19 protein-coding genes are annotated in these 19,948 nt (G+C 42.5%); 9 read left to right on the forward strand and 10 right to left on the reverse strand.

All coding sequences use genetic code 11. From position 1 onward, the window contains the following. Positions 1-12: 12 nt before the first annotated feature. Positions 13-1,410, reverse strand: a complete 1,398-nt coding sequence (locus KN811_RS09955) for a UDP-glucose 6-dehydrogenase (RefSeq protein WP_187964294.1) — start codon at positions 1,408-1,410, stop codon at positions 13-15. A 617-nt stretch (positions 1,411-2,027) separates the two neighbouring features. Between KN811_RS09955 and KN811_RS09960 the strand changes: the two genes are divergently transcribed. Next, entirely contained in the window at positions 2,028-3,587 is a 1,560-nt protein-coding gene (locus KN811_RS09960; RefSeq protein ID WP_187964293.1) for a DUF4301 family protein, read from the forward strand. Between the two features lie 338 nt (positions 3,588-3,925). Here the strand turns inward: KN811_RS09960 and KN811_RS09965 are convergent, their stop codons facing one another. The 6 genes from KN811_RS09965 to KN811_RS09990 form a co-directional block, all read right to left on the reverse strand. Then, positions 3,926-4,147 (reverse strand): hypothetical protein, encoded by a 222-nt coding sequence (locus tag KN811_RS09965; RefSeq protein WP_216334803.1) that lies wholly within the window; start codon positions 4,145-4,147, stop codon positions 3,926-3,928. A 274-nt stretch (positions 4,148-4,421) separates the two neighbouring features. Next, complete coding sequence (locus KN811_RS09970; RefSeq protein WP_187964291.1) at positions 4,422-4,964, reverse strand: hypothetical protein; 543 nt, start codon at positions 4,962-4,964, stop codon at positions 4,422-4,424. Positions 4,965-4,966: 2 nt separating this feature from the next. Next, positions 4,967-5,605, reverse strand: a complete 639-nt coding sequence (locus tag KN811_RS09975) for a fibronectin type III domain-containing protein (protein WP_187964290.1) — start codon at positions 5,603-5,605, stop codon at positions 4,967-4,969. Positions 5,606-5,727: 122 nt separating this feature from the next. After that, the gene (locus KN811_RS09980) at positions 5,728-6,273 is read right to left on the reverse strand and encodes a C40 family peptidase (protein ID WP_187964289.1); all 546 of its coding nucleotides are present in this window, start codon (positions 6,271-6,273) and stop codon (positions 5,728-5,730) included. Beyond that, positions 6,192-6,656, reverse strand: coding sequence for a hypothetical protein (locus KN811_RS09985; RefSeq protein WP_187964288.1), 465 nt, complete (start codon positions 6,654-6,656; stop codon positions 6,192-6,194). Before KN811_RS09985 ends, KN811_RS09980 begins: the two co-directional genes overlap by 82 nt. A 254-nt stretch (positions 6,657-6,910) precedes the next feature. Further along, positions 6,911-7,744, reverse strand: a complete 834-nt coding sequence (locus KN811_RS09990) for an RteC domain-containing protein (protein WP_187964287.1) — start codon at positions 7,742-7,744, stop codon at positions 6,911-6,913. Positions 7,745-8,152: 408 nt separating this feature from the next. Here KN811_RS09990 and KN811_RS09995 point away from each other — a divergent pair, with 408 nt between their 5' ends. From KN811_RS09995 to KN811_RS10030, 8 genes are all read left to right on the forward strand, one after another. Next, positions 8,153-8,863 carry a LytR/AlgR family response regulator transcription factor gene (locus KN811_RS09995; protein ID WP_187964286.1) on the forward strand — a complete coding sequence of 237 codons (711 nt, stop codon included), beginning with the start codon at positions 8,153-8,155 and terminating at the stop codon, positions 8,861-8,863. A gap of 228 nt (positions 8,864-9,091) precedes the next feature. After that, positions 9,092-9,319 carry a hypothetical protein gene (locus tag KN811_RS10000; RefSeq protein WP_187964285.1) on the forward strand — a complete coding sequence of 76 codons (228 nt, stop codon included), beginning with the start codon at positions 9,092-9,094 and terminating at the stop codon, positions 9,317-9,319. Between the two features lie 92 nt (positions 9,320-9,411). After that, on the forward strand, positions 9,412-11,445 hold the full coding sequence (locus tag KN811_RS10005) for a tetratricopeptide repeat-containing sensor histidine kinase (protein WP_187964284.1): 2,034 nt from the start codon (positions 9,412-9,414) through the stop codon (positions 11,443-11,445). A gap of 12 nt (positions 11,446-11,457) precedes the next feature. Continuing rightward, positions 11,458-12,138 carry a response regulator gene (locus tag KN811_RS10010; RefSeq protein WP_187964283.1) on the forward strand — a complete coding sequence of 227 codons (681 nt, stop codon included), beginning with the start codon at positions 11,458-11,460 and terminating at the stop codon, positions 12,136-12,138. A gap of 857 nt (positions 12,139-12,995) precedes the next feature. After that, positions 12,996-13,490: a MauE/DoxX family redox-associated membrane protein gene (locus KN811_RS10015; protein WP_187964282.1), complete on the forward strand. Its 495-nt coding sequence runs from the start codon at positions 12,996-12,998 to the stop codon at positions 13,488-13,490. A gap of 71 nt (positions 13,491-13,561) precedes the next feature. After that, positions 13,562-14,632, forward strand: a complete 1,071-nt coding sequence (locus tag KN811_RS10020) for a hypothetical protein (RefSeq protein WP_187964281.1) — start codon at positions 13,562-13,564, stop codon at positions 14,630-14,632. 84 nt (positions 14,633-14,716) lie between these two features. After that, on the forward strand, positions 14,717-15,007 hold the full coding sequence (locus KN811_RS10025) for a DUF6520 family protein (protein ID WP_187964280.1): 291 nt from the start codon (positions 14,717-14,719) through the stop codon (positions 15,005-15,007). Between the two features lie 408 nt (positions 15,008-15,415). After that, positions 15,416-15,715: a DUF6520 family protein gene (locus tag KN811_RS10030; RefSeq protein ID WP_187964279.1), complete on the forward strand. Its 300-nt coding sequence runs from the start codon at positions 15,416-15,418 to the stop codon at positions 15,713-15,715. 167 nt (positions 15,716-15,882) lie between these two features. Here KN811_RS10030 and KN811_RS10035 read toward each other — a convergent pair whose 3' ends face one another. From KN811_RS10035 to KN811_RS10045, 3 genes are read right to left on the reverse strand one after another with little or no spacing between them, the layout of a single operon-like run. Beyond that, positions 15,883-17,082 carry a TlpA family protein disulfide reductase gene (locus tag KN811_RS10035; protein WP_187964278.1) on the reverse strand — a complete coding sequence of 400 codons (1,200 nt, stop codon included), beginning with the start codon at positions 17,080-17,082 and terminating at the stop codon, positions 15,883-15,885. 15 nt (positions 17,083-17,097) lie between these two features. Continuing rightward, on the reverse strand, positions 17,098-18,510 hold the full coding sequence (locus tag KN811_RS10040; RefSeq protein ID WP_187964277.1) for a TlpA family protein disulfide reductase: 1,413 nt from the start codon (positions 18,508-18,510) through the stop codon (positions 17,098-17,100). 50 nt (positions 18,511-18,560) lie between these two features. Further along, entirely contained in the window at positions 18,561-19,940 is a 1,380-nt protein-coding gene (locus KN811_RS10045) for a RagB/SusD family nutrient uptake outer membrane protein (protein ID WP_187964276.1), read from the reverse strand. Positions 19,941-19,948 lie beyond the last annotated feature (8 nt).

Genomic DNA, 19,948 nt, shown 5'->3' on the forward strand with positions numbered 1-19,948 from the left:
TAAGACAAGAGATTATTGTTCTTCCCCCACACCAATAGTATACATCTCAAAACCTATTCCTTTGAGCTGTTCCTTATCCAGTAAGGCCCTACCATCAAACACAAACGAAGGTTTTAGCATTTCCCGATATATTTTTTGCCAGTCATAGGCCTTAAACTCATCCCATTCCGTCAATACAGCCACTGCGTGAGCCTCATTCACAGCTTCATAAGGATCATTCACCACAGTTACAAGATTCCTGTTTTCTTTTTCACTCCGTGTATTCAGGTAATCCAGGTCGGCATAAATCTGTTCTTCCGGCACTTTGGGATCATATACCACGATCTCCGCCTGTTCATTCAGCAAATGGTCCGCTACATAAATAGCCGCGGACTCTCTGGTATCATTGGTATCCTTTTTAAAGGCCCAACCCAGAAAAGCGATCTTTTTACCGGAAACTGTGTTGTAGAGTGTACTGACTATATTATCCGCAAAACGTCTTTTCTGATGGTCGTTCATCAAAATGACCTGTTCCCAGTAATCAGCAACCTCTGTTAAACCATAAGTTTTGGCAATATATACCAGGTTCAGAATATCTTTCTGGAAGCAAGACCCTCCAAAGCCGACTGAAGCCTTCAGAAACTTAGGTCCGATACGACTGTCCGTACCGATAGCCCGGGCCACTTCATTGACATCGGCCCCGGTCTTTTCGCACAACTCAGATAAGGCATTAATCGATGACACCCGCTGTGCGAGAAAGGCATTGGCTGTTAGTTTAGACAATTCGGAAGACCATACATTGGTGGTAAGTATATTTTCATTCGGCACCCAACAGGCATATACATCTACAAGTGCCTGTATGGCTTCCGGGGAATCTCCGCCTATAAGCACCCTGTCAGGCTTATAAAGGTCCTGTATAGCTGTACCTTCGGCAAGGAATTCCGGGTTGGATAAAATGTCAAAATTCACCCCGTTACCAGTATTGTGCAATATGCTTTTTAAAGCCTCTGCCGTACGTACAGGGAGGGTGGATTTTTCCACAACGATCTTATCGTTTTTCGCCACCCGGGCAATCTGGCGGGCGCAGAGTTCTATATATTTCAGATCGGCAGCCATCCCCTTGCCCTTTCCATAGGTCTTGGTCGGGGTATTGACCGAGATAAAGATCATCTCTGCCTCATCGATAGCCTTGTCGACCTCGGTAGAGAAAAAGAGGTTCTTTCCCCTGGCCTCAGCCACCACCTCGCTCAATCCCGGCTCATATACCGGTATTTTATTTACATCTTTATCATTCCATGCAGCGATTCGTTGTGCATTGATATCTACTACGGTAACTTCTATATCCGGACATTTCTGCGCTATGACCGCCATGGTAGGTCCGCCAACATAGCCTGCCCCTATACAACAGATCTTGCTTATTTTTTTACTCATTATTTATATGGATAAATATTTTTCCTTTAAGGATTTCACCCCGGTTAACCGGATTTTTCTTTAATTTCTTTAAGGTTATTTTTCCCGGGTCAAAAGTACTACTCTACAATTGCAAAAGCAATTAAAAAATGCACAGTACCTACAACGGCGTTTATAAAGATAAATTATATTCCGGACTACGCATTTTGAAAAAACATCACAAAACATCAAAACACATCCTCCATACTGCAATTTACATGTTGATAAAATGCGATGCGATAGTACTAAAAAAATACGTATTTACCTACTTTTTGCGTGAGATTTAATAAAGAAGTTACAATTTATTAAAAAGTGCGCCATCAGGTTTTACCGACAAATTCTCCAGATGATAAATAACTCCTGTTTTGAATGGTTTAATGATAACCATTCAGGTTTCAGTTAAATTATACCCGGTTATAATCTACCATAAACATACGCAAAGAGGAGTCTATAATATTCCCTTCCAATATCTTTATGCTTACTATCTGGTACCGGAAAATCCCCCTACAAAACAAGTGCGATTTATACTTTTTGATGTATCTTGGCGTTCCTGAAAAACGCCTTCTTTCGAAGTCACAACTTATTAGCAAAAAGTCATTATGTTTACAGAGAGAGACGATCAGCAACTCCTTGAAAAAGGGATCACCACAGCACAGGTATCGGAACAAATAGAAATTTTCAAAGAAGGAGTTCCCTTTATCAACCTGTTGAGATCTGCAACAGCAGGGTATGGCATTCTTTCTATTTCCGGGGAAGAAAAACAACGCCACATCTCGCTGTATGAAGAGCAAAAAGACAACCTGGACATCATGAAATTCGTCCCGGCCTCCGGGGCGGCCACCCGAATGTTTAAATCACTGTTTAAATTCCTTGACAGCTTCAACCCGGAAAAGGACACTTTTAACACCTATGTCAACCGGGAAAAGGCACAGGACATGCAAACCTTTTTTGTAGGGGTGGAAAAACTGCCCTTTTACGATGAGGTGATGCAACATCTTTTAAGCAAAGACCCGGATTTTGAACGTTTGCCGGATGACCGGCAGAAATACCTTTTTGTCCGGGAAATGCTGGCAGAAGACGGGTTTGATTACGGTGCTTTCCCTAAAGGGCTTCTCCCGTTCCACAAATACAAGACCCATAGCGCCACGGCCTTCGAAGAACACCTCTATGAGGCAGCTCTTTACAATGCTTCCAATGGTGTGGCCAATCTCCATTTTACCATTTCAGAAAAACACACCCGTAAATTCGATCTCGAATTCAATAAAATTAAGCACGCCGTGGAGGAAAAGACCGGGGCTTCGTTTGCCATTTCCTTTTCCTACCAGAAGAAATCTACAGATACCATAGCGGTCACCCCCGAAGATCAGCCTTTCCGCAATAATGACGGTTCCCTGTTGTTCCGCCCGGCGGGGCACGGGGCATTGATCGAAAACCTCAATGACCAGGATGCCGATGTGATCTTTGTAAAGAATATAGACAATGTAGTGGTCTATCGCTACAAACACGAAATGGCCGACTACAAGAAAATGCTGGCCGGCATCCTCCTGGAATACCGCGACCAGGCATTTGCCTATGCCCGGATGCTCGATGAAGAAAAAGTCACGGAAATACAGGTCAAAACGATCAAAACCTTCCTTCATGAAAAGCTCAACACCCTCACTGCCCCCAACTTTTACAAATATACCCGTCATTACCAGGTGGAACACCTGAAAGAAAAACTCAACAGGCCTTTACGAGTCTGTGGTATGGTGAAAAATGAAGGAGATCCCGGTGGAGGACCTTTCTGGGTAAAGGATGAAAACGGGCATATATCCCTCCAGATCGTCGAAACAGCACAAATAGACAAAAACAACAAAAAGCAGGTAAAGATCCTGAAAGAAGCTACACATTTTAACCCCGTAGATATTGTATGTGCCATAAAAAACTACAAAGGCGAAAAGTATGATCTGCTCAACTTCATAGACCCAAAACAGGCCTTTATTACGACAAAGACCAAAGAAGGAAAAGAATTAAAAGCTCTCGAACGCCCCGGTTTGTGGAATGGGAGTATGGCCTTCTGGAATACGATCTTTGTGGAAGTACCACTTATGACCTTTAATCCTGTAAAGACGGTAAATGACCTGTTGAAACCTGCACATCAGGTGAAATTAGAGGGGTAACAATCCCCATAAATCCATGTAAAGTAGTCATTAGCAAGAGACAATGTGACCATTTTATGTGGAGGCAAGTATCATAACACCAATGGCATGCGCAAACCTGCCAGGAGACTGCCACCCTTCGACAGGCTCAGGACAGGCTGCTTCGCTTCGCAGTGACGTGCTTGGTTGTTGGCCTGGACATTTACTTCCAAACTGTTTAAAGCCCGAAAAACCGCCATAAACACAACCCCGTATACATGGAAGGGAGACCGGTATGCGGCTCTCCCGTTTCTTTTGGCCGCTTACCGGATTGCTTTTGATTTCATGCCCGGCTGCTTTAGCTGCTAACAGGCTTATGTTTATATTCTCTCGGGAACAGTTGAACGGCCGGAGGGGTTCTGTTTGGCATATATGGTGTTCTGTGTACCGCTTACCGGGTTGCTGTTATTTTCATACCCATATGGGGGTACCACATACCGGGGCAGGTTCCCGGCATATTGCGTTGGGTTCATCACATACCGAATTATGTTTACGGCATATCGCCTTGGGTTGACTGCTAACCGGATTACTGTTGATGACATACCGGGCTATGTTTACCGCATACGGGATAGTTCCGGCAGCCGGGAGGGTTCCGTTTACGGCTCCGGAAGCGGGGTATGCAGGGCAATACCTCCCCTCAGTGGTAAAGGGAACAGGGAATGAATGCATAAGGGGGTGGGTTAGCGGTAAACCCGGTTGCCTGTGAATGTATACGCAACTACAAAAGCGGCGGACCTCATAAAGTCCGCCGCTTACCGGGTTGCCTTTGCAGCAAACCTAATCCGGTCCGGTGTATACGCATTCCCTTATATGGGGCTATTTAGGCTTGTCCGAGAATAAAAACCCCAGTAGTTTCCATAACCGGGGGCGCTTCCGGAGCACCCGGGCAAGGATCATAAGGGCAATGACCGCTATAACGATCAACCACCAGCGCCAGCCGGGGGTACCGGTATGCTCTACGGTCTTTGTACGGTAGCGCTGTGACTCCCTGGTATGGCTACTGTCGCGGAGCTTCTGTCTTTCTCGTAAGGTATACCTGTGGTGTTTGTTTTGCAAGGAATCGTAAATGGTGTTACGTTTACCAAAGATCACCACCTTTTCGGCCTCCCCGCTAAAGCCCGAACCGGGGTGGTAGCTAAACCGGCCCACAGGTACGATAGCCACCGCGTCCTGCTGTTGGTATACTTGGTGTACCTGTGCCACGGACAAGCTGTCGAGCTGTTCGACGGACATGGCGCGGAAGTCGAGTATACGTTCTTCCCTACGCTGGTTGACTTCGCTTTGCCGGTGGCGCTGGGTACTACAGGCCATAAAACAGCAGCCTACCCACAAGACGAAAAACTTTAGCAAGGTGCCCATGATCATTCTTTTACCATGGCGCGCATCGATGATACGGGGCTCCAGGCACTTACCCCATTCTTGTTGCGTGCCCGTACCCGGAAATAATACGTTACCCCGTCCTGTACAGGTGCATGGAAATTGCCGCGTGAGCTGGAACTATTGCCCGCAGACTGCCATAGGGGCTGCCCGTTTTGGTCCACCTCATCGGCGATCTGCTTCTCGTACTCGTAGGCTTCCCGTATGGCCGGGAAATCGAGCAATATCTCGGCCGGCCTCAGGGAAGCGCGAATACGTGTCCATTCGCAAGGCCTGGGGGCACGGATACTGCTGGGGCTGGCTACGGGATAGAAACCTGAGCTGAGCTGTACGGAAGCCAGGTCCGTAAAGTTGTTGATATACGTGCTTACCCGGCGCATCATTGTAATGAGGGCTGTGCGGGCTTCGTCCTTTTCCTTGGTTTCCCGGAGGTTGCCACCCGCGGCGGTAACAGCCTGTTTGTTCAGGTAATCCTGTGCTACGGGTTCGTATTCCGCAAACGGGGGGTCCAGGTCCGGAAAATTGGTGTTCTCCCCCAGGGCATCCAGGGTACGTGTGGCCAGTACGGCCAGTTCGCCATCACTCAGATGGCTATAGTTTGTGATTAATTTGGGTCGTCTCATTTTTTTAAGTTTTTTAATGTTATACATTTTGTTCTGTGGTCCTCTGTGCAACTTTGTGTCATAATTATTTCACAGAGATCCACAGAGGTTTCACAGAGGTTCACAAAGGTTTTATAGTAGGTCTAATCTGCCGTCCACCGGGCAATCACTGCGATGGTACGAACGGGGCGCCGTTTACGTACTACGGCATTGTCTACATTGCCTTCTACGGTATAAGCCCAGTTGCCCGCCCACCGGTCTATAAAACCGGCGTGGGCTATACGCCCCAGGTTCGCGTAGTAAAGGCCAAAGACATCACCGGCACGAGGGGTTTGCTGCCCAACTGGTTCTCGTTTGAGTGTAACGGAAACGAGGACCTCTTTTTTCGTCCGGATCACCTTGTTGCCCGGGAAGAGCGAAGGGCTCCAGGGCGTTCGGGGCTCGGCGTAGCCCGCCCTGCCGAAACAGAAGCTTACGAATGCGGCACACCAGTTATAGCCCTCGCCGAGGCCGGTATAGCGGAGGTATTCCCCTACCCGCCTGCCATCGTTGTGCCCGGTGGCTTCTTTGACGCCCACTTCGGCCGTGTATACCCGGCGCAGGGCGCTTACATCATTTGCGAAAGCCAGGTGGCCATACCCCAGAACAAGGATACATAACCCCCGAAATAAATACACAGGTGTTGCCATGAGTTCAGTTTTATGGAATGTGTGGTAAATGAGCTATCCAGCAGCCGTCTGAAGCTGCGGTAGAGTTGGGTGGTCAATACACAGGCCAGCAGGTGGCAGGCGGCTGCGCCCAGCAATACCAGCAACAACAGGCTCAGGGTGCCTGCATCTACCGTAGCCGCGGTGCTGTCTGCCAGCCGCAACAGCGGGCCGGCATAGAGGAAGGCCGATAACAGGACAAGGACCAGGGCAGCCTGTTTTGCCCATCTTCGCAGGTGCCGGGGCCGCGGCCCCTGGGCCTGGTGGTGCAGGAAGTCGACATAGTCGTCTTCCGGTTTTACTTTCCGCAGCCGGAACGATTCCGGACGCGGGGGTCTTCGGGTGTTGTTTTGTGTGTTCATCATCTTATATGTTTTAATGTTAATCGTTGTAATTATATGAGCCGGCATCATCAAGGTTGATTTGACTTTCCTGATGCAAAGCTGAAAAGACTCATAGAAAGTTTTTCCATAGTTGTACCTTACCCGGAAAAATTTATTTCCGGGAATTCAAGGGTCAAATCGTTTTAAAATGCTTTAAAAAGAATGAGATTTTTTGGCCTGAACCATACTTTAAGGAGATATCCCGTATAATTCCATAGTTTACCCGTACTTGGATTTTAGAGGTCCCCCTCCTCTATTTTTTTGAGGAGTTTTTCCGTTAACAAATTCAGGTACTTTGTACGGTCTATCTTGCGGGCGCGTATTTCAGAGAAGGTATTATAAAAATTTCCCAAATCGGTGTTCAGGCTCTTTTCGAAAAGGTGAACAACCTCTTTGAGTTGTGCATTTCCGTGATTAAAGGCTCCACTATAATGCAGGGCATAAAGAAGTTCCACCGCGGCGGTTTTTGGAAGCGTCCATCTCAGATTACTTTCCGGGGTGCTTTCAACCCTTTGGTCTCTTTGCAGGAGTTTTTGAGTTAAGGATTCATGTAGATAATCGATAAAACGATTCATCGCTTTGATCTTTGCCCATAAAAAATCGTGTGAAGTAGAAAAATCCGGATCCCGATAATAATTTTCTTTTTGCAACAAGGGAAAGTCATTGGCTACCTTTCGGGTAAAAAACCGGGAATCCCAATAGGTATGTTTTTGCTCCATGTAATGGATAAAATCCCGATGCTTTTGAAAGAAGCATTCCGTTTTGTGAAGTTGTTTTTTAAAAAATTGTTTCTGGAATTCAATATCCGACCGGGGCTTGCGTAGTTCACAGCCTCCCACTTCTACAAAGTAGATCAGCCAGCTCAAAGGTTCTGCCTTGATCTCTTTAAAGAAACGGATTTCTGCTTCTTCGGAATCCAGCCCTACTTCGCTTACTTTTTCTTTTAATTGAAATAAAGTGCTGCGGCACAAATGTATTCCTTCCCTAATTTTTTCTATGTTTTCAGGGTTTAAAGGTATTACAAATGGCAATTCTCGGTTAAACCTGGTAATAATTGGTTCAAATACCATATCCTCGGGGTGTGCATATCAAAAATATCAGGGGGAATATGGTCGTTAAGCTAATGAATCCAAGGTATTGTTCACCATGGTATTGGCTCACTTTTCCGGGGTAGTACAGGAACTCACAATTTCAAAATACAGTCCAAAAAATTAAGTCAGTTTATGTAATTAATAATTCCCGTTAATGAGGAAAAATCTCTTTAGATTAGTTTTTGCTAAAGTCACTTACAAAATGACATCACCTTTTTGCCGGTATTTTCTTTATAACTTTTATAGCTACAGAAACTTCCGTAGCAAGTTCTAAAAGTAACATATCATTCCGGGAATCCCGGTAGTGCAAATCCATACTTTTTTTATTTATTATACATATCGCACTGCTATATGTCTTCTCTATTTTTAAGATCAATAGGATAATTTTTGAGAAGCTATTTTGTCATAGAAGAAGATAGTAGTACTATTGAGATCATAGAACACGTCTTACAGGATTTCGGGCAATTTCATTTCCTGGGAAGTACATGCTGCCCGGAGACTGCCATGGAAATCATTTTAAAAGACAAACCGGATCTTGTATTTATCCGTATAGACCATATTCTGGAAGACCCTTTTAAATTTGTTTCGGAACTACAGTTTTATCTTCATCACCTCCCCCGTTTTATTGCTATTTCCAATTCCAAAGACCGGGCTTATACCGCTTTCAAGTACAATTTTCAGGACTACCTCCTTTCTCCCTTAACTGCACTGGAAGTCCGGAAAAGCATATTAAGACATGAAAAAAACAATCCGGTAGGCACTTCCCTCATTTGTATAAAATCTTATAAGGACTATCGATACCTGAATTCTGATAATATTCTCTTTTTAAAAGCCGATAACAACACCACAGATTTCCACCTCGAAGACGGCCGGGTAATAGGTGCTTTCAAGACCCTGAAAACCTATGAAAACCGATTGCCCGGGAATTTTCTACGGGTTCACAAAAGTTACATTATCAATGCCACACATGTGTCCAGGATCCATTACGGGAAAGCCATATGCACGCTCGGGCAGTATAAACAGCCTATTCCCTTTACCAGGACTTTCGAGGAAAACATTGCCAGGATACACTATATCCTGAACAGATCTTCGTATTAGCATTTTCCTCGCAAAAAACAGGGTTTCCCTATCAGAACCCGGCAGGTCACTAACAAGCCTTCTTCGCATGCTTCCACCCCTGGAAACTCCCTGTAAATTAGCCCCGTAAGAAACACGTTTCACGCATTGACCCACACCTTGGTCAATGCCTCCATTGTGCACAATCGGATGATCACCGCCCTCCCGGGGGGGCAGAAAAACTATTTGTTCAATCTAAAATTATGCACAATGAAAATCATACTAAAGATTACTGCATTATCCATGCTTATGATATTCTTTTCTGCCTGTACACAATCTGACGATTTTGTAGAAGAAACACAAAATACCCTGATGACCTCAACGGTTGACACTATCCCGGAGGTGGAGGAAGACAAAGACGAGGGAACGCAAGTTTCGCCCGGGACCTCAGCCACCGGTGATGACGCAAGTGTCTGGCCGGATAACGAAAGGGATTAGATCCTATTAATATAAAAACTGCTTTATTCAAAGCCTTTAACATTAATTGTTAAGGGCTTTTCTTAACTTTGGTATGCCCCAATTGCCAAATTTTGAGTACCAGCAGACTAAAATATCCATGTGCAATACTTCTTCTTACCCTGGTATGGGCCGTCCTTACCCGATGTGAGACAGTACAGCATTCGTCACCGTCAGAGAAAGAAAAAGACAGTGTCACTATCTGGTTGAAAAAAGCCAGAGCAGATACTATTGCCCGGCCTGTCCGTAAACAATTTCTGGTTCGGGCTTATGACGAGGCTATCCTGCAAAACGATTCCTCCAGGCAAAGGTCTCTCTGGAGTATTGCTTATGAAGCCATCCGACTCAGGGACTCCTCCATGTTCAGAAAAAGCAATAAAGAAGCCCTGCAACTGGCTCTTAAAATGCGCGATACTTTCGGTATTGCTGATATACACTGGAATTACGGTGCATTTTACCTGGATAGAAAACATTATGACAGCGCATACTATCACTATAGCACAGCACAAAAACTTTTTAAATCGGTCCCCCATTCCTATTATTCGGGGAAAATGCTGTACAATATGGCTTTCATTCGTGGACGTATAAAAGACTATACGGCATGCGAAGTCTTACTGTTCCAGGCCATAGCGGAGTTTAAACCCGAAAACAGGTATAAGCAGTTATACCAATGTTATAATCACCTAGGGGTAATTTTTGATGAGCTTAAAGAATTTGACAAGGCTGTTTCCTATCACAAAATAGCTTTGGAATATTTGGACCGGATAGAAGATACATCCGTGTTCCTGCAAAAAAGTCAGAACAATATCGGGCTTATCTACCAAAAACAAGGACTTCATGAACAAGCACTGACATATTTTAATAAGGCTCTGAATACTCCAAATTTAAAATCCAGAGATATAAGCCTATATGCCAGACTTATAGACAACATAGCTTATAGCAAGTTCCTTAATAACGATACTACACAGCTTCCCGGTGAATTTCACCGGGCCTTACACATAAGAGACAGTATGCATAACGGTTTGGGTGTTACTATCAGTAAACTACACATGGCTGAATATTATGCACAATATAAAGATACGGCCTTAGCTCTATCTCTTACCAAAGAAGCCTGCAAACTCGCTCAAAGTAAACAAAATAACAGGGATGTACTTTCGGCGCTGCTCTTACTTTCCAGGCTGGATAAGAAAAACGGACAGGATTATTTGCAAAAGTATATCGAGCTAAACAACGACATCCAGGAACGGGAACGCAAAACCCGAAATAAATTCACCCGTATACAATACGAAACCGACCAGTACATCGAAAAAACAAGGGTACTATCCACGCAAAAGGTATGGATACTCACCATCGGCATCGCGCTTGTACTCCTGCTGTCACTGTTGTATATCCTCAACCGGCAGTATGCCAGGAACAAGTTTCTGCACATGGAAAACCGGCAGCAAAGGGCCAACGAACAGATTTACCTGCTCAGCCTGAAACAGCAGGCCAAACTGCAGGAAGGCCGCAACCAGGAGAGGATACGAATATCCGAGGAACTACACGACAGCATTCTGGGCAACCTTTTTGCCATACGTATGGGCTGGGGATTCCTGAAACTGCAGGGCCACCCCGATGCCCTGCAAAAGCACCGTCATTACCTGGAAGAACTGCAACGCATAGAAAAAGAGATCCGGGACGCCTCGCACGAATTAAAGGACAAGCTGGTTGCTTACCCGATCAATTTTATCAATGTCGTGGAAAAACTGATCCAAAACCGGGGGAAAACGGGAGATTTCAAATACAAACTCATACACGACGACGCCATTCCCTGGGAGGATATCGACGAACAGGTCAAGGTAAACCTGTATCGCGTTATCGAGGAGGCGCTTCAGAATTGTGTAAAACACGCCGGGGCCGGACTGGTAGAGGTACGGTTCGAACTCAGTGAAGACAATCACCTCCGGCTTATTATACGGGACAACGGCGTGGGGTTCAACCTCCGTAAACGCCACAAAGGCATCGGGATACGGAACATGCAATCGCGCGTGCAAAAGATCAAGGGAGAATTTTGTATCAATTCGGAAAAAAACCGCGGAACTACAATCACGGTTTCAGTTCCTGTCTAAAACAAAATCGTCATGAAAAAACAACAATGCAACATTCTATTGGTAGACGACCACCCCCTGATTACCGACGCCTACAAAAACGCCTTCGAAGATGTCCGTAAAAAAGACGGTATCGACTTTGACATTGTCACTGCCCATTCCTGCGATGCCGCCCTACACATCCTGCACAGTTCTTCACCTCTGAACACTATTGATATCGTATTCCTGGATATCCAGCTTCCCCCTTCCAGCGAAGAAAACGGCGTTATTTCGGGAGAAGACCTGGGACTGAATATACGGAAAACCTCTCCCCAAACAAAAATCGTCGTCGCTACCACCTTTAACGATCACTACCGTATACACAGCATCTTCGAAAGCCTTAACCCTGATGGCTTCCTGATCAAAAACGATGTTACCCCCGGGGAGCTCGTCACCGCGATCAGCCGGTTGATGAACGATCCTCCCTACTACAGTAAAACCGTGATTCAATCGTTGCGCAAGTATGTGACCAATGATCTCTTATTGGACAAGATAGACCGGCAACTGCTCTACCAGCTTTCCCTTGGTACCCGAATGAAAACCATGTCTACCATCCTCCCCCTGTCGCGCGCCGCCATCGAAAAACGAAAACGCCACCTCAAGGAGATCTTCGACATCCGAAGCGGGGAAGACCGGGAACTGATCTTCAAAGCCCGGGAGAAAGGGTTTATTTGATGGTTTTCGGGTGTTCGGGTGTGCGGGTGTTCGGGTTTTCAGGTGTTCGGATTTTTGGGTATGTGGGTGTGGGGTTGTTTACCGGATCTCCCTCCTCAATATAACTATAACTATAAGGCCGCAGTTAAACACAACCTTATCTTTCTCTACACCAAATAACCACCGAATACCGGCCACCGATCACCGAATACCGACCACCGGTCACCGATCACCGAATACCGAATACCGAATACCGGCCACCGAATAATCCCTACCAAAAGTATCAAAAAGCCCTACCCTCTTCTTTTTATACTTCACTAATTTTACTCTCGTATTCCGGTAATACCAACAGCCATAAACCCGAATACCCCCAAAAAAGTAATGAAAATACTTAAGGCGCAAGCGAGGCGGTCCCGTTCTTCTAATCTATAAATAAAGGGGTAGATTAAGGTGGACGCTGGCTACCTGTTTTAATGGTAACAGCCTCCGACCGCCCCGCTTCGCCTTTTTCCCTTTAAGCCATCACCCTGCGTACTGTTAAGGGGTATAAAACGCAACAACTAAGAACTAAAATCTACCCAACAATGAAACACACAACCTATATAACACCCTGAACCCCTGCGGGAAACGAAATTTTTCATGGTTATTTGATGCTTTCCCTGCATATAACAGCCCGGGGGAACCCGGCTACCCAAAGCCCGGAGCGAAAGCGGGACGGCCTTCCTTACTGCCCGGAACATTGCCCGTTTAATTATTACTTAAATTCCGCCAATAACCCTGGCCGCTTCCGCTTTCTCCTGTGCTTACGACACAAGCAAAAAACAACACAAAAACCCAAACCATTAAACACTCTAAAAGAATATTAAACTACCCCGATTATGAAACGTATCATCTCCACATTAACCCATTTTGGGCAAAGAAACAGAGCCATTATCCTGGAAACTATCTGTTTTCTTTTTATCCTTCTGTTCGTTTATGCTGCCGTAAGTAAACTTATGGATGTGCAGAAGTTTACCGTACAAATAGGGCAGTCTCCCTTACTGACCAACATTGCCTGGTTTACGGCCTGGTTTATCCCTATTATAGAAATTGTAGTAGCCCTTATGCTCACCTGGCCAAAAATGCGACTTATTGGGTTATATGGTGCCTTTGCCTTGATGGTGATGTTTACTGCATATATTATTGCTATTCTCAGTTTTAGCGAAAATATCCCTTGCTCTTGTGGCGGAGTCCTTGAAAAGTTGGGTTGGACCGAGCACCTTGTTTTTAATATCGGTTTTATTATCCTGGCAGCTATTGGCATACTGCTGCAATCCCAGTCGAAAGACCGTCTACATGGTTCGGTAGAATATGGAGAAACTACTTCTGCATGAAAGCTCCGAAGGATTTGTGTTCTGATAATAAAACTAAAAAATTCCAGAACTCCCAACTCAAAAACTATAACATGAAATATACCACCACATTAATAGTAGTCACTTTATTCTTTGCTGTTTCTGTAGTCCTGGCATTGCATATTGCCGCGCCTAAAAAAGAAAACCACAAGCATGCCGGATTTGACCGGGTATTTGCGGCAAATGATATATTGCGGCCATTAGATACACTGGATTTAAGGTATCACTCATATTATATTGCCGGGGTGGACAACAGCCATCTATATTTGGGAAATTCCCAGGTTCCCTCTCACATAGTGGAAGCAAAATTGAACAACCTTAAGGACACAATACATCACAATATAAGTGTGGGCAATTTAAAATACAGATCTATACAGGTAAAGGTTGTCGCTCCTTATTTCTATTTAACGGATGGAGTGATCCCGTTTATTTACCGGGGGAATATTACCGACTGGACCGCAGCTCCATATAAAAACAATGCTTATTTCATGAATGCTGTTCCCATGGACAACGGGATGCTGGCATTAATAGGTCTGGACAATGATATGGGGAAAGTTTTTTTTAAAGTTACCAAAGGAAACCCAAAATTGGAGGTTTTCCCAGGTCTTTTGGAAGCCCAGGGAGGAGAGGTTATCTTTAGTACAGAAGGTAAATTACATTACGACAAAAAAACAAAGCAGTTAACTTATGTGTATTTATACCGCAACCAATTTCTCCTAATGGATGACGGTTTTAACCTGCTCTACAAAGGAAATACTATAGACACCATAAGCCGCGTAAAGATTAAAGTAGGAGAAATAAGTTCAGAAAGTACATTCACGATGGCAAAACCTCCTATAAGCGTTAATAAAAGGAGTACAGTATCGGGAAATTACCTGTATGTGAACTCCAATATACTGGCAGGAAATGAAGATCCGGACACTTTTGAAAATGCCTCTATAATAGATGTGTATCATTTAGAAAAAGGAGAATACGAATTTAGTTTTTATATCCCTACCTACAAAGAAGAAACACTAAAAGAATTTATGGTAATAGATAACGATACTGTAATAGTTAAATACAGACAATATATCGTTACCTATACCTTAAACACTACTTATTCAAACAGATCACTAACCATCTAAAAATATTGTTGCAACGATCAGGGGTAAAGACCGAAAACCTGTAATAGAGTAGGCGCATATTTGTCTAATTTAAATGTTTCAATCATGAAAAAATTAAAAGTAATTTTATCGTCTGTCGCATTTGTTTCTGCCATTACACTGGCTTTTGCATTTTCTTCTACTAATAATGTAGAAAAAGCATCTTTAGTTCAAGCTTTCGGAGAGTTCTCCATTGGTTGTGAACTTGGCACGTTATTGGATACAAATTGTTCTCCGATACATACAGGAGAGATTTGTAGGGTTCGAAAAGAAGTGAGTCCAGGGGTTTTTGAAGAAAGAGATGCCTTTGACCAGAAAATTAACGGCCAATGCGTGGATCAACTAAGACTTCCATAACAGCTCGATCTATTAATTATTGTATCAAGGTAGTTTGGGTAAATCCAAACTACCTTTTATATGAAGAACCATGACGTTCTCATATCTTTACATTTAGTATACTTCCATAAAATCAGGTCAGCAACTCTTAATCTGGTTAACTTTTCTTGAAGGTAACTTGAAAAATGTACTAAGTACTATTCAATCCTTTGAAATTCGTAAGTGATGAGCTAATTGTATAATAAATTCCATATTAATAGTACACTTATTACACTTTATCAAATCTATTCAAGTATACAACCGCATAACACAAGGCATGCAAGACATGTATCCAATATATCATCTAACGCTCTAAACTTAGTGTTGCAAAGATCAAGGTAAAGACTAAAAAACTGTAAAAGAGTAAACATTTAATTAAATTTTAATATCATGAAAAAGTTAAAAGTAATTTTATCCACCTTAGCATTTGCATCTGCCATTACATTGGCTTTTGCATTTTCTACTACTAATAATGCAGAAAAGGCTCCTTTAATTCTAGCATTTGGAGAGTTCTCTACTGGTTGTATGCTTGGTACATTATTGGACACAAATTGTTCTCCAGAGCATACAGGACCAGCATGTAGGGTTCGAAAAGAAGTAAGTCCTGGGGTTTTTGAAGAAAGAGATGCCTATAACGAAAAAGTTAATGGAATATGTGTAAACCTGTTAAGACGGCCCATAGAGCAGTAAGTTATTTATTTGTTATGTTAGAAAGGTTGTTGGGGATTCGCTCCAACAACCTTTCTAATATATGTCTTCGTCTTTACACTTTGTAAGAAGCTATAAAACAGACAAATAACTTAAAAGATAAATACTATCCTATTCATTAAAATTAAAAACATCTTTGTTATTTCATTTTATTTATCATTTTTTTGTTCAAAATATCTTTTCTTTAAACCACCCAGTCTCGCCAGAAATAATTTCCTGTATTCAGATCCGGGAGTAGTTAAGTTTATCGCTTTCGACATAAATTCCTCTCCTTTTTCCAAATCTCCTTCCATAAAAGAAAATTCAGATGCATCATTATATGAAAACGCAGCTAAAAGATCATCTTTTGAAAGTTCTGCCGATTTAAGACACATAGCTATCGCCAAATCATAATCTGGACGCTCTCCTTTAAAAAATTCCTTTCTAATTAGTGGAACCCAGCTCTTGGCAAGATCCCATGAATTATTCATTTCCTCCCACGGATAGCTGTCCAGCACTTCTCTTGCATATGCGTATGCGGTTTGTTTATCAATTGCGAGCAGGAGTCCAAACTTATACTTCTTATAAGTTATATCATCTGGAAACAGGTCTATCAATTCTTCCATATACTTTAGTGCATTTTCGAGTTCTTCCTGTTCTAAATGATCATAAGTATCACTCGTTATAAACCCATCAAGCTCATCATCATAATACTTGATAATATTTAAATATCCGTCATATAGTTCCTGTCGTTTTTGCTCCTTTCGTTTGTGTTTAGTAATAGCTTTTTTGTTCAAATTACCTAATAAACTATCCAGTTGATATTGAACATTGGTTTCCCCATCTCCAACATAGGAGATACTCCCTTTTTTATCAATAAAAAATATAGTTGGGTATCCCATATTTTTTCCAAGACCTTTTCCGGCAGCTTTGACCCATAAGCTATCTAATACCCAATTCTGCTGATTATCTCCGATAGATGCCAAGGTGTCCACAGCAACATTCAAGTTCATTCTGTTCCCCATTTTTTCAAGGTATTTTTTTACCCGGGGACCAGTACTTGTCATTACAACAACAAAAGTAGCTTCTTCCTTATATTTCTTCTGTAATTCTGATAGTTTGGGCCATCCTTCCATACAAGGTAAACAGCCAATAAAGCCAAAATCTACGATATAAATATGTCCTTTTCTAAATTCTCTAACCGGATCACCTTTTATCCATGTTGCAGCACTGAGCGATGGGGCGGGGTCGCCAATTTTTAAATTATTTCCTATCTGATCGGTTTGGCCATGGCATATATAAATTGTAAGCCATAACATGACCGAAAATACGCTTTTTACTGCTTTCATGATTTTTTGTAAGCTCTTCATGATTATTATATTTTGTTATATCTTTTTATTGAGTGGAGCCCGGTCATCTTCCGAATCTTGGATAACAAGTATATCTACCTCCCGTTCTTCTAACACAAAATGTATTTTGTATTTTTTATACAAATATTGGTCAAACTCCTTATGTTTTTTGTAATCGTCTGAAAGATCGGTTGGAAATTCAATATCGAGTAATCCTTTAAACCTCATTTCATCTATTAGGGGATAAGGACAGTAGAAATAAGCTTTTGAATTTAAATAGGCCAAGAAACGTGAAGGGCTATGATTCACAATCTTTTTAGTAGTCGCGTCCTTCCCCGTATACAAAACCTTTTCCTTCCCATTCTTAAAATCACTTATTAAAGTCGTGTCTTCAGCTTTAAGCACCAAGCATTTTCTTTTTCTTTTTTCCCAACGGATATTCACATTAAAATAGACCTGGATATCTTCCTGCATTTTTTTCTTTAATTGTTTAAATGTCTTGGGCTCCTGAGAAATCAACTGGTAAGTGTACAGGTTAGGCAAATATCTTCTTCCCTTAATAATTTTATTTAGATACCTGATGGAGTCTTTGGCAGCCAATATATAACGATTTTCAGGAAGTCGGGGATAAGCATTTAGTGGTGCTCCTGGACGTGGATCATGGAGTGAATACGCATACCGAATCATTTCCAGGATAGTAGTATGGGTTAAGAGAATACCAAGACCATATCCACCTGAGTCACTTATAGTGTCTGGAATAAACCATGTCACCCCATCTCTCACTTCTGGAGAATATGCTGAAACTGTAGAATACCATAGCATTTGGCGGGTATCTCCTCCATTACCATCTATGTATAGGGGCTTCGTTACATCAAATTTTTTAATTCTCTTTATATTTTCTCTTCCAACCATCTTCTTTATCTTACCATTTAAAAAGTATTGTATGTTTTTTTCATTTAACCCTCCTCCATTGGTAAAGGCCTTATAATTTCCCTCTTCGTTTATCCAAACTACACTGGGATAGCCCGAAGGGGGAAAGGCTTTATATAGAGTGGTATCCCCGGTAACCGAAGGCAGTGTAAACGGGCGTTCCTCGTTTTTGCTCCAATTGTCTATAAACTTCTGGACGGTAGTTTTATCTTGCATATGGTTTACCAGCACAATTTGAATTTTATCTCCAAATTTTTGTTGTAATTCCAACAACTTGGGCCAGGAGGCAATACAGGGCTTACAGCCGGTAAACCAATAATCCAGGATCAAGGTTTTCCCTTTAAAATCGGAAATGCTGGCCGTTTCTTCCGGGAAATTGATCAAATTAGCCAAAGGGTAGTTTGGTACTTTTTCGTCAAGGTCTAAAACCCGAATGTTCTTATCCGGACTGGTCTGCGCACAGGCTATACTCATTACAAACCAAAAGACAGTTACTATTTTTGAGGATGGAATTTTCATATACTCTTATTTGAATAAAACTTTTATTTGAATAAAACTTTAGTGTCTAATCAATACCCTTCATTTTGAGTAAGGTTTGGATTACTCTCTCTTTCCTTTTGAGGAATAGGGTATAACGCATTGGTGGGGTTCCAATCTGTTTTTATGGAACTCAGGACTTCATCTATCTTACCCGTACGTTTTAAGTCAAGCCAACGATGTCCTGCTTCGGCAAATAACTCCACCCTTCTTTCGTGCATTATGGCATCCAATACTTCTTCCTGGGTATTTACCATAATATCTTCTAATCCGGCACGGTTCCTTATCATATTGATATCTTCCAATGCCCCAGTGATATTGCCCTGCCCTGCCCGAGCTTCTGCCCGAATCAGGTATTGTTCTGCAAGACGGAGTACCATAGAATATTCGGTAGGAGGAGCTTGGACATCATGTACTTTATATTTAAAAGGATAATAAAGGGTAACTGTGCTCGGAGTGACTTCTCCTATCCAATCTATACGCCTGTTATCTCCCTCTTCAAATGCATTAAGCAGATGATCTGTCAGGGAGGCGGAAGGTTGGACAGTTTCACGTATAGGTACAAAATAGAGTGCTTCTTCAGTATTATTTAGTCTTACGGGTTTTAACTGCCAAATCGTCTCCTCACTATTGGCCAGAAATACTTCGTTTAAATCTGAAGATAAATGATATAATGGATTATTGATCACTGCAGTAGCCTGGGCTTCTGCGTTAACCCAATCTTCCATAAATAAATATACCCGTGCCAAAAGAGCTTCGGCAACCGCTCGGTTAGGTCTCACCCGTTCTTCGTTTGAAAAAGAATAATCTTCAGCCAATAATTCCCGGGAGTGCTGTAAATCTGTAATGATCTGCTGGTAAACCTGTTCTTTTGGAGTTCTCGCTGCAAGACGATTAACTTCAAAGTCAGTAGTAGTAACCATTGGGATATCACCAAACAAGTTTACCAGATAGAAATAACATAACGCACGTATAAATCTTGCTTCCCCTTCTAATTGTCGTTTTGTTTCTTCCGTTATACCAGTGGTTTCTTCTAAACCTTCCAATAATGAATTTGAAAAATAAATAAAGTTATACCCTGGTTGCCATAAAGAACTCAGGACAGTAACATTGTTTGCTAATATAGTGTTGGTGAAAAAATCGTTAAAGAAACGAGGTACAAGTTCATCTCCGGAAAACCCATTTAACACAGCAATGCTACCATCTCTGCCAACTATAAAATTACCTGACTTAGCCATCTCACTGTATATCCCTAGTACAGTAGAGGTTGCTGTAGCATCATCTGTAAAAGCTGTTTCCGTAATAACTTCATTCCTTGGCGGGTCTGCATCCAAAAAATCACTACAAGAAAACATCCCACCAAGAAGTAACATTGCTAAACTCCATATGATATAAATCATTTTATATTTCATGTGTATGT

The organism is Sinomicrobium weinanense, assembly GCF_018863395.1.
In the GTDB taxonomy this organism is placed as follows: domain Bacteria; phylum Bacteroidota; class Bacteroidia; order Flavobacteriales; family Flavobacteriaceae; genus Sinomicrobium; species Sinomicrobium weinanense.

What these genes read in the sequence shown, in the direction of transcription:
- KN811_RS10025 (WP_187964280.1), top strand. Translation starts at nt 14,717, where the DNA reads ATGAAAAAATTAAAAGTAATTTTATCGTCTGTCGCATTTGTTTCTGCC.
- KN811_RS10035 (WP_187964278.1), bottom strand. Translation starts at nt 17,082, where the DNA reads ATGAAGAGCTTACAAAAAATCATGAAAGCAGTAAAAAGCGTATTTTCG.
- KN811_RS09990 (WP_187964287.1), bottom strand. Translation starts at nt 7,744, where the DNA reads ATGGTATTTGAACCAATTATTACCAGGTTTAACCGAGAATTGCCATTT.
- KN811_RS10030 (WP_187964279.1), top strand. Translation starts at nt 15,416, where the DNA reads ATGAAAAAGTTAAAAGTAATTTTATCCACCTTAGCATTTGCATCTGCC.
- KN811_RS10045 (WP_187964276.1), bottom strand. Translation starts at nt 19,940, where the DNA reads ATGAAATATAAAATGATTTATATCATATGGAGTTTAGCAATGTTACTT.
- KN811_RS10040 (WP_187964277.1), bottom strand. Translation starts at nt 18,510, where the DNA reads ATGAAAATTCCATCCTCAAAAATAGTAACTGTCTTTTGGTTTGTAATG.
- KN811_RS10015 (WP_187964282.1), top strand. Translation starts at nt 12,996, where the DNA reads ATGAAACGTATCATCTCCACATTAACCCATTTTGGGCAAAGAAACAGA.
- KN811_RS10000 (WP_187964285.1), top strand. Translation starts at nt 9,092, where the DNA reads ATGAAAATCATACTAAAGATTACTGCATTATCCATGCTTATGATATTC.
- KN811_RS09965 (WP_216334803.1), bottom strand. Translation starts at nt 4,147, where the DNA reads ATGTCATCAACAGTAATCCGGTTAGCAGTCAACCCAAGGCGATATGCC.
- KN811_RS09955 (WP_187964294.1), bottom strand. Translation starts at nt 1,410, where the DNA reads ATGAGTAAAAAAATAAGCAAGATCTGTTGTATAGGGGCAGGCTATGTT.
- KN811_RS09975 (WP_187964290.1), bottom strand. Translation starts at nt 5,605, where the DNA reads ATGAGACGACCCAAATTAATCACAAACTATAGCCATCTGAGTGATGGC.
- KN811_RS10010 (WP_187964283.1), top strand. Translation starts at nt 11,458, where the DNA reads ATGAAAAAACAACAATGCAACATTCTATTGGTAGACGACCACCCCCTG.
- KN811_RS09960 (WP_187964293.1), top strand. Translation starts at nt 2,028, where the DNA reads ATGTTTACAGAGAGAGACGATCAGCAACTCCTTGAAAAAGGGATCACC.
- KN811_RS09980 (WP_187964289.1), bottom strand. Translation starts at nt 6,273, where the DNA reads ATGGCAACACCTGTGTATTTATTTCGGGGGTTATGTATCCTTGTTCTG.
- KN811_RS10020 (WP_187964281.1), top strand. Translation starts at nt 13,562, where the DNA reads ATGAAATATACCACCACATTAATAGTAGTCACTTTATTCTTTGCTGTT.
- KN811_RS09970 (WP_187964291.1), bottom strand. Translation starts at nt 4,964, where the DNA reads ATGGGCACCTTGCTAAAGTTTTTCGTCTTGTGGGTAGGCTGCTGTTTT.
- KN811_RS09985 (WP_187964288.1), bottom strand. Translation starts at nt 6,656, where the DNA reads ATGATGAACACACAAAACAACACCCGAAGACCCCCGCGTCCGGAATCG.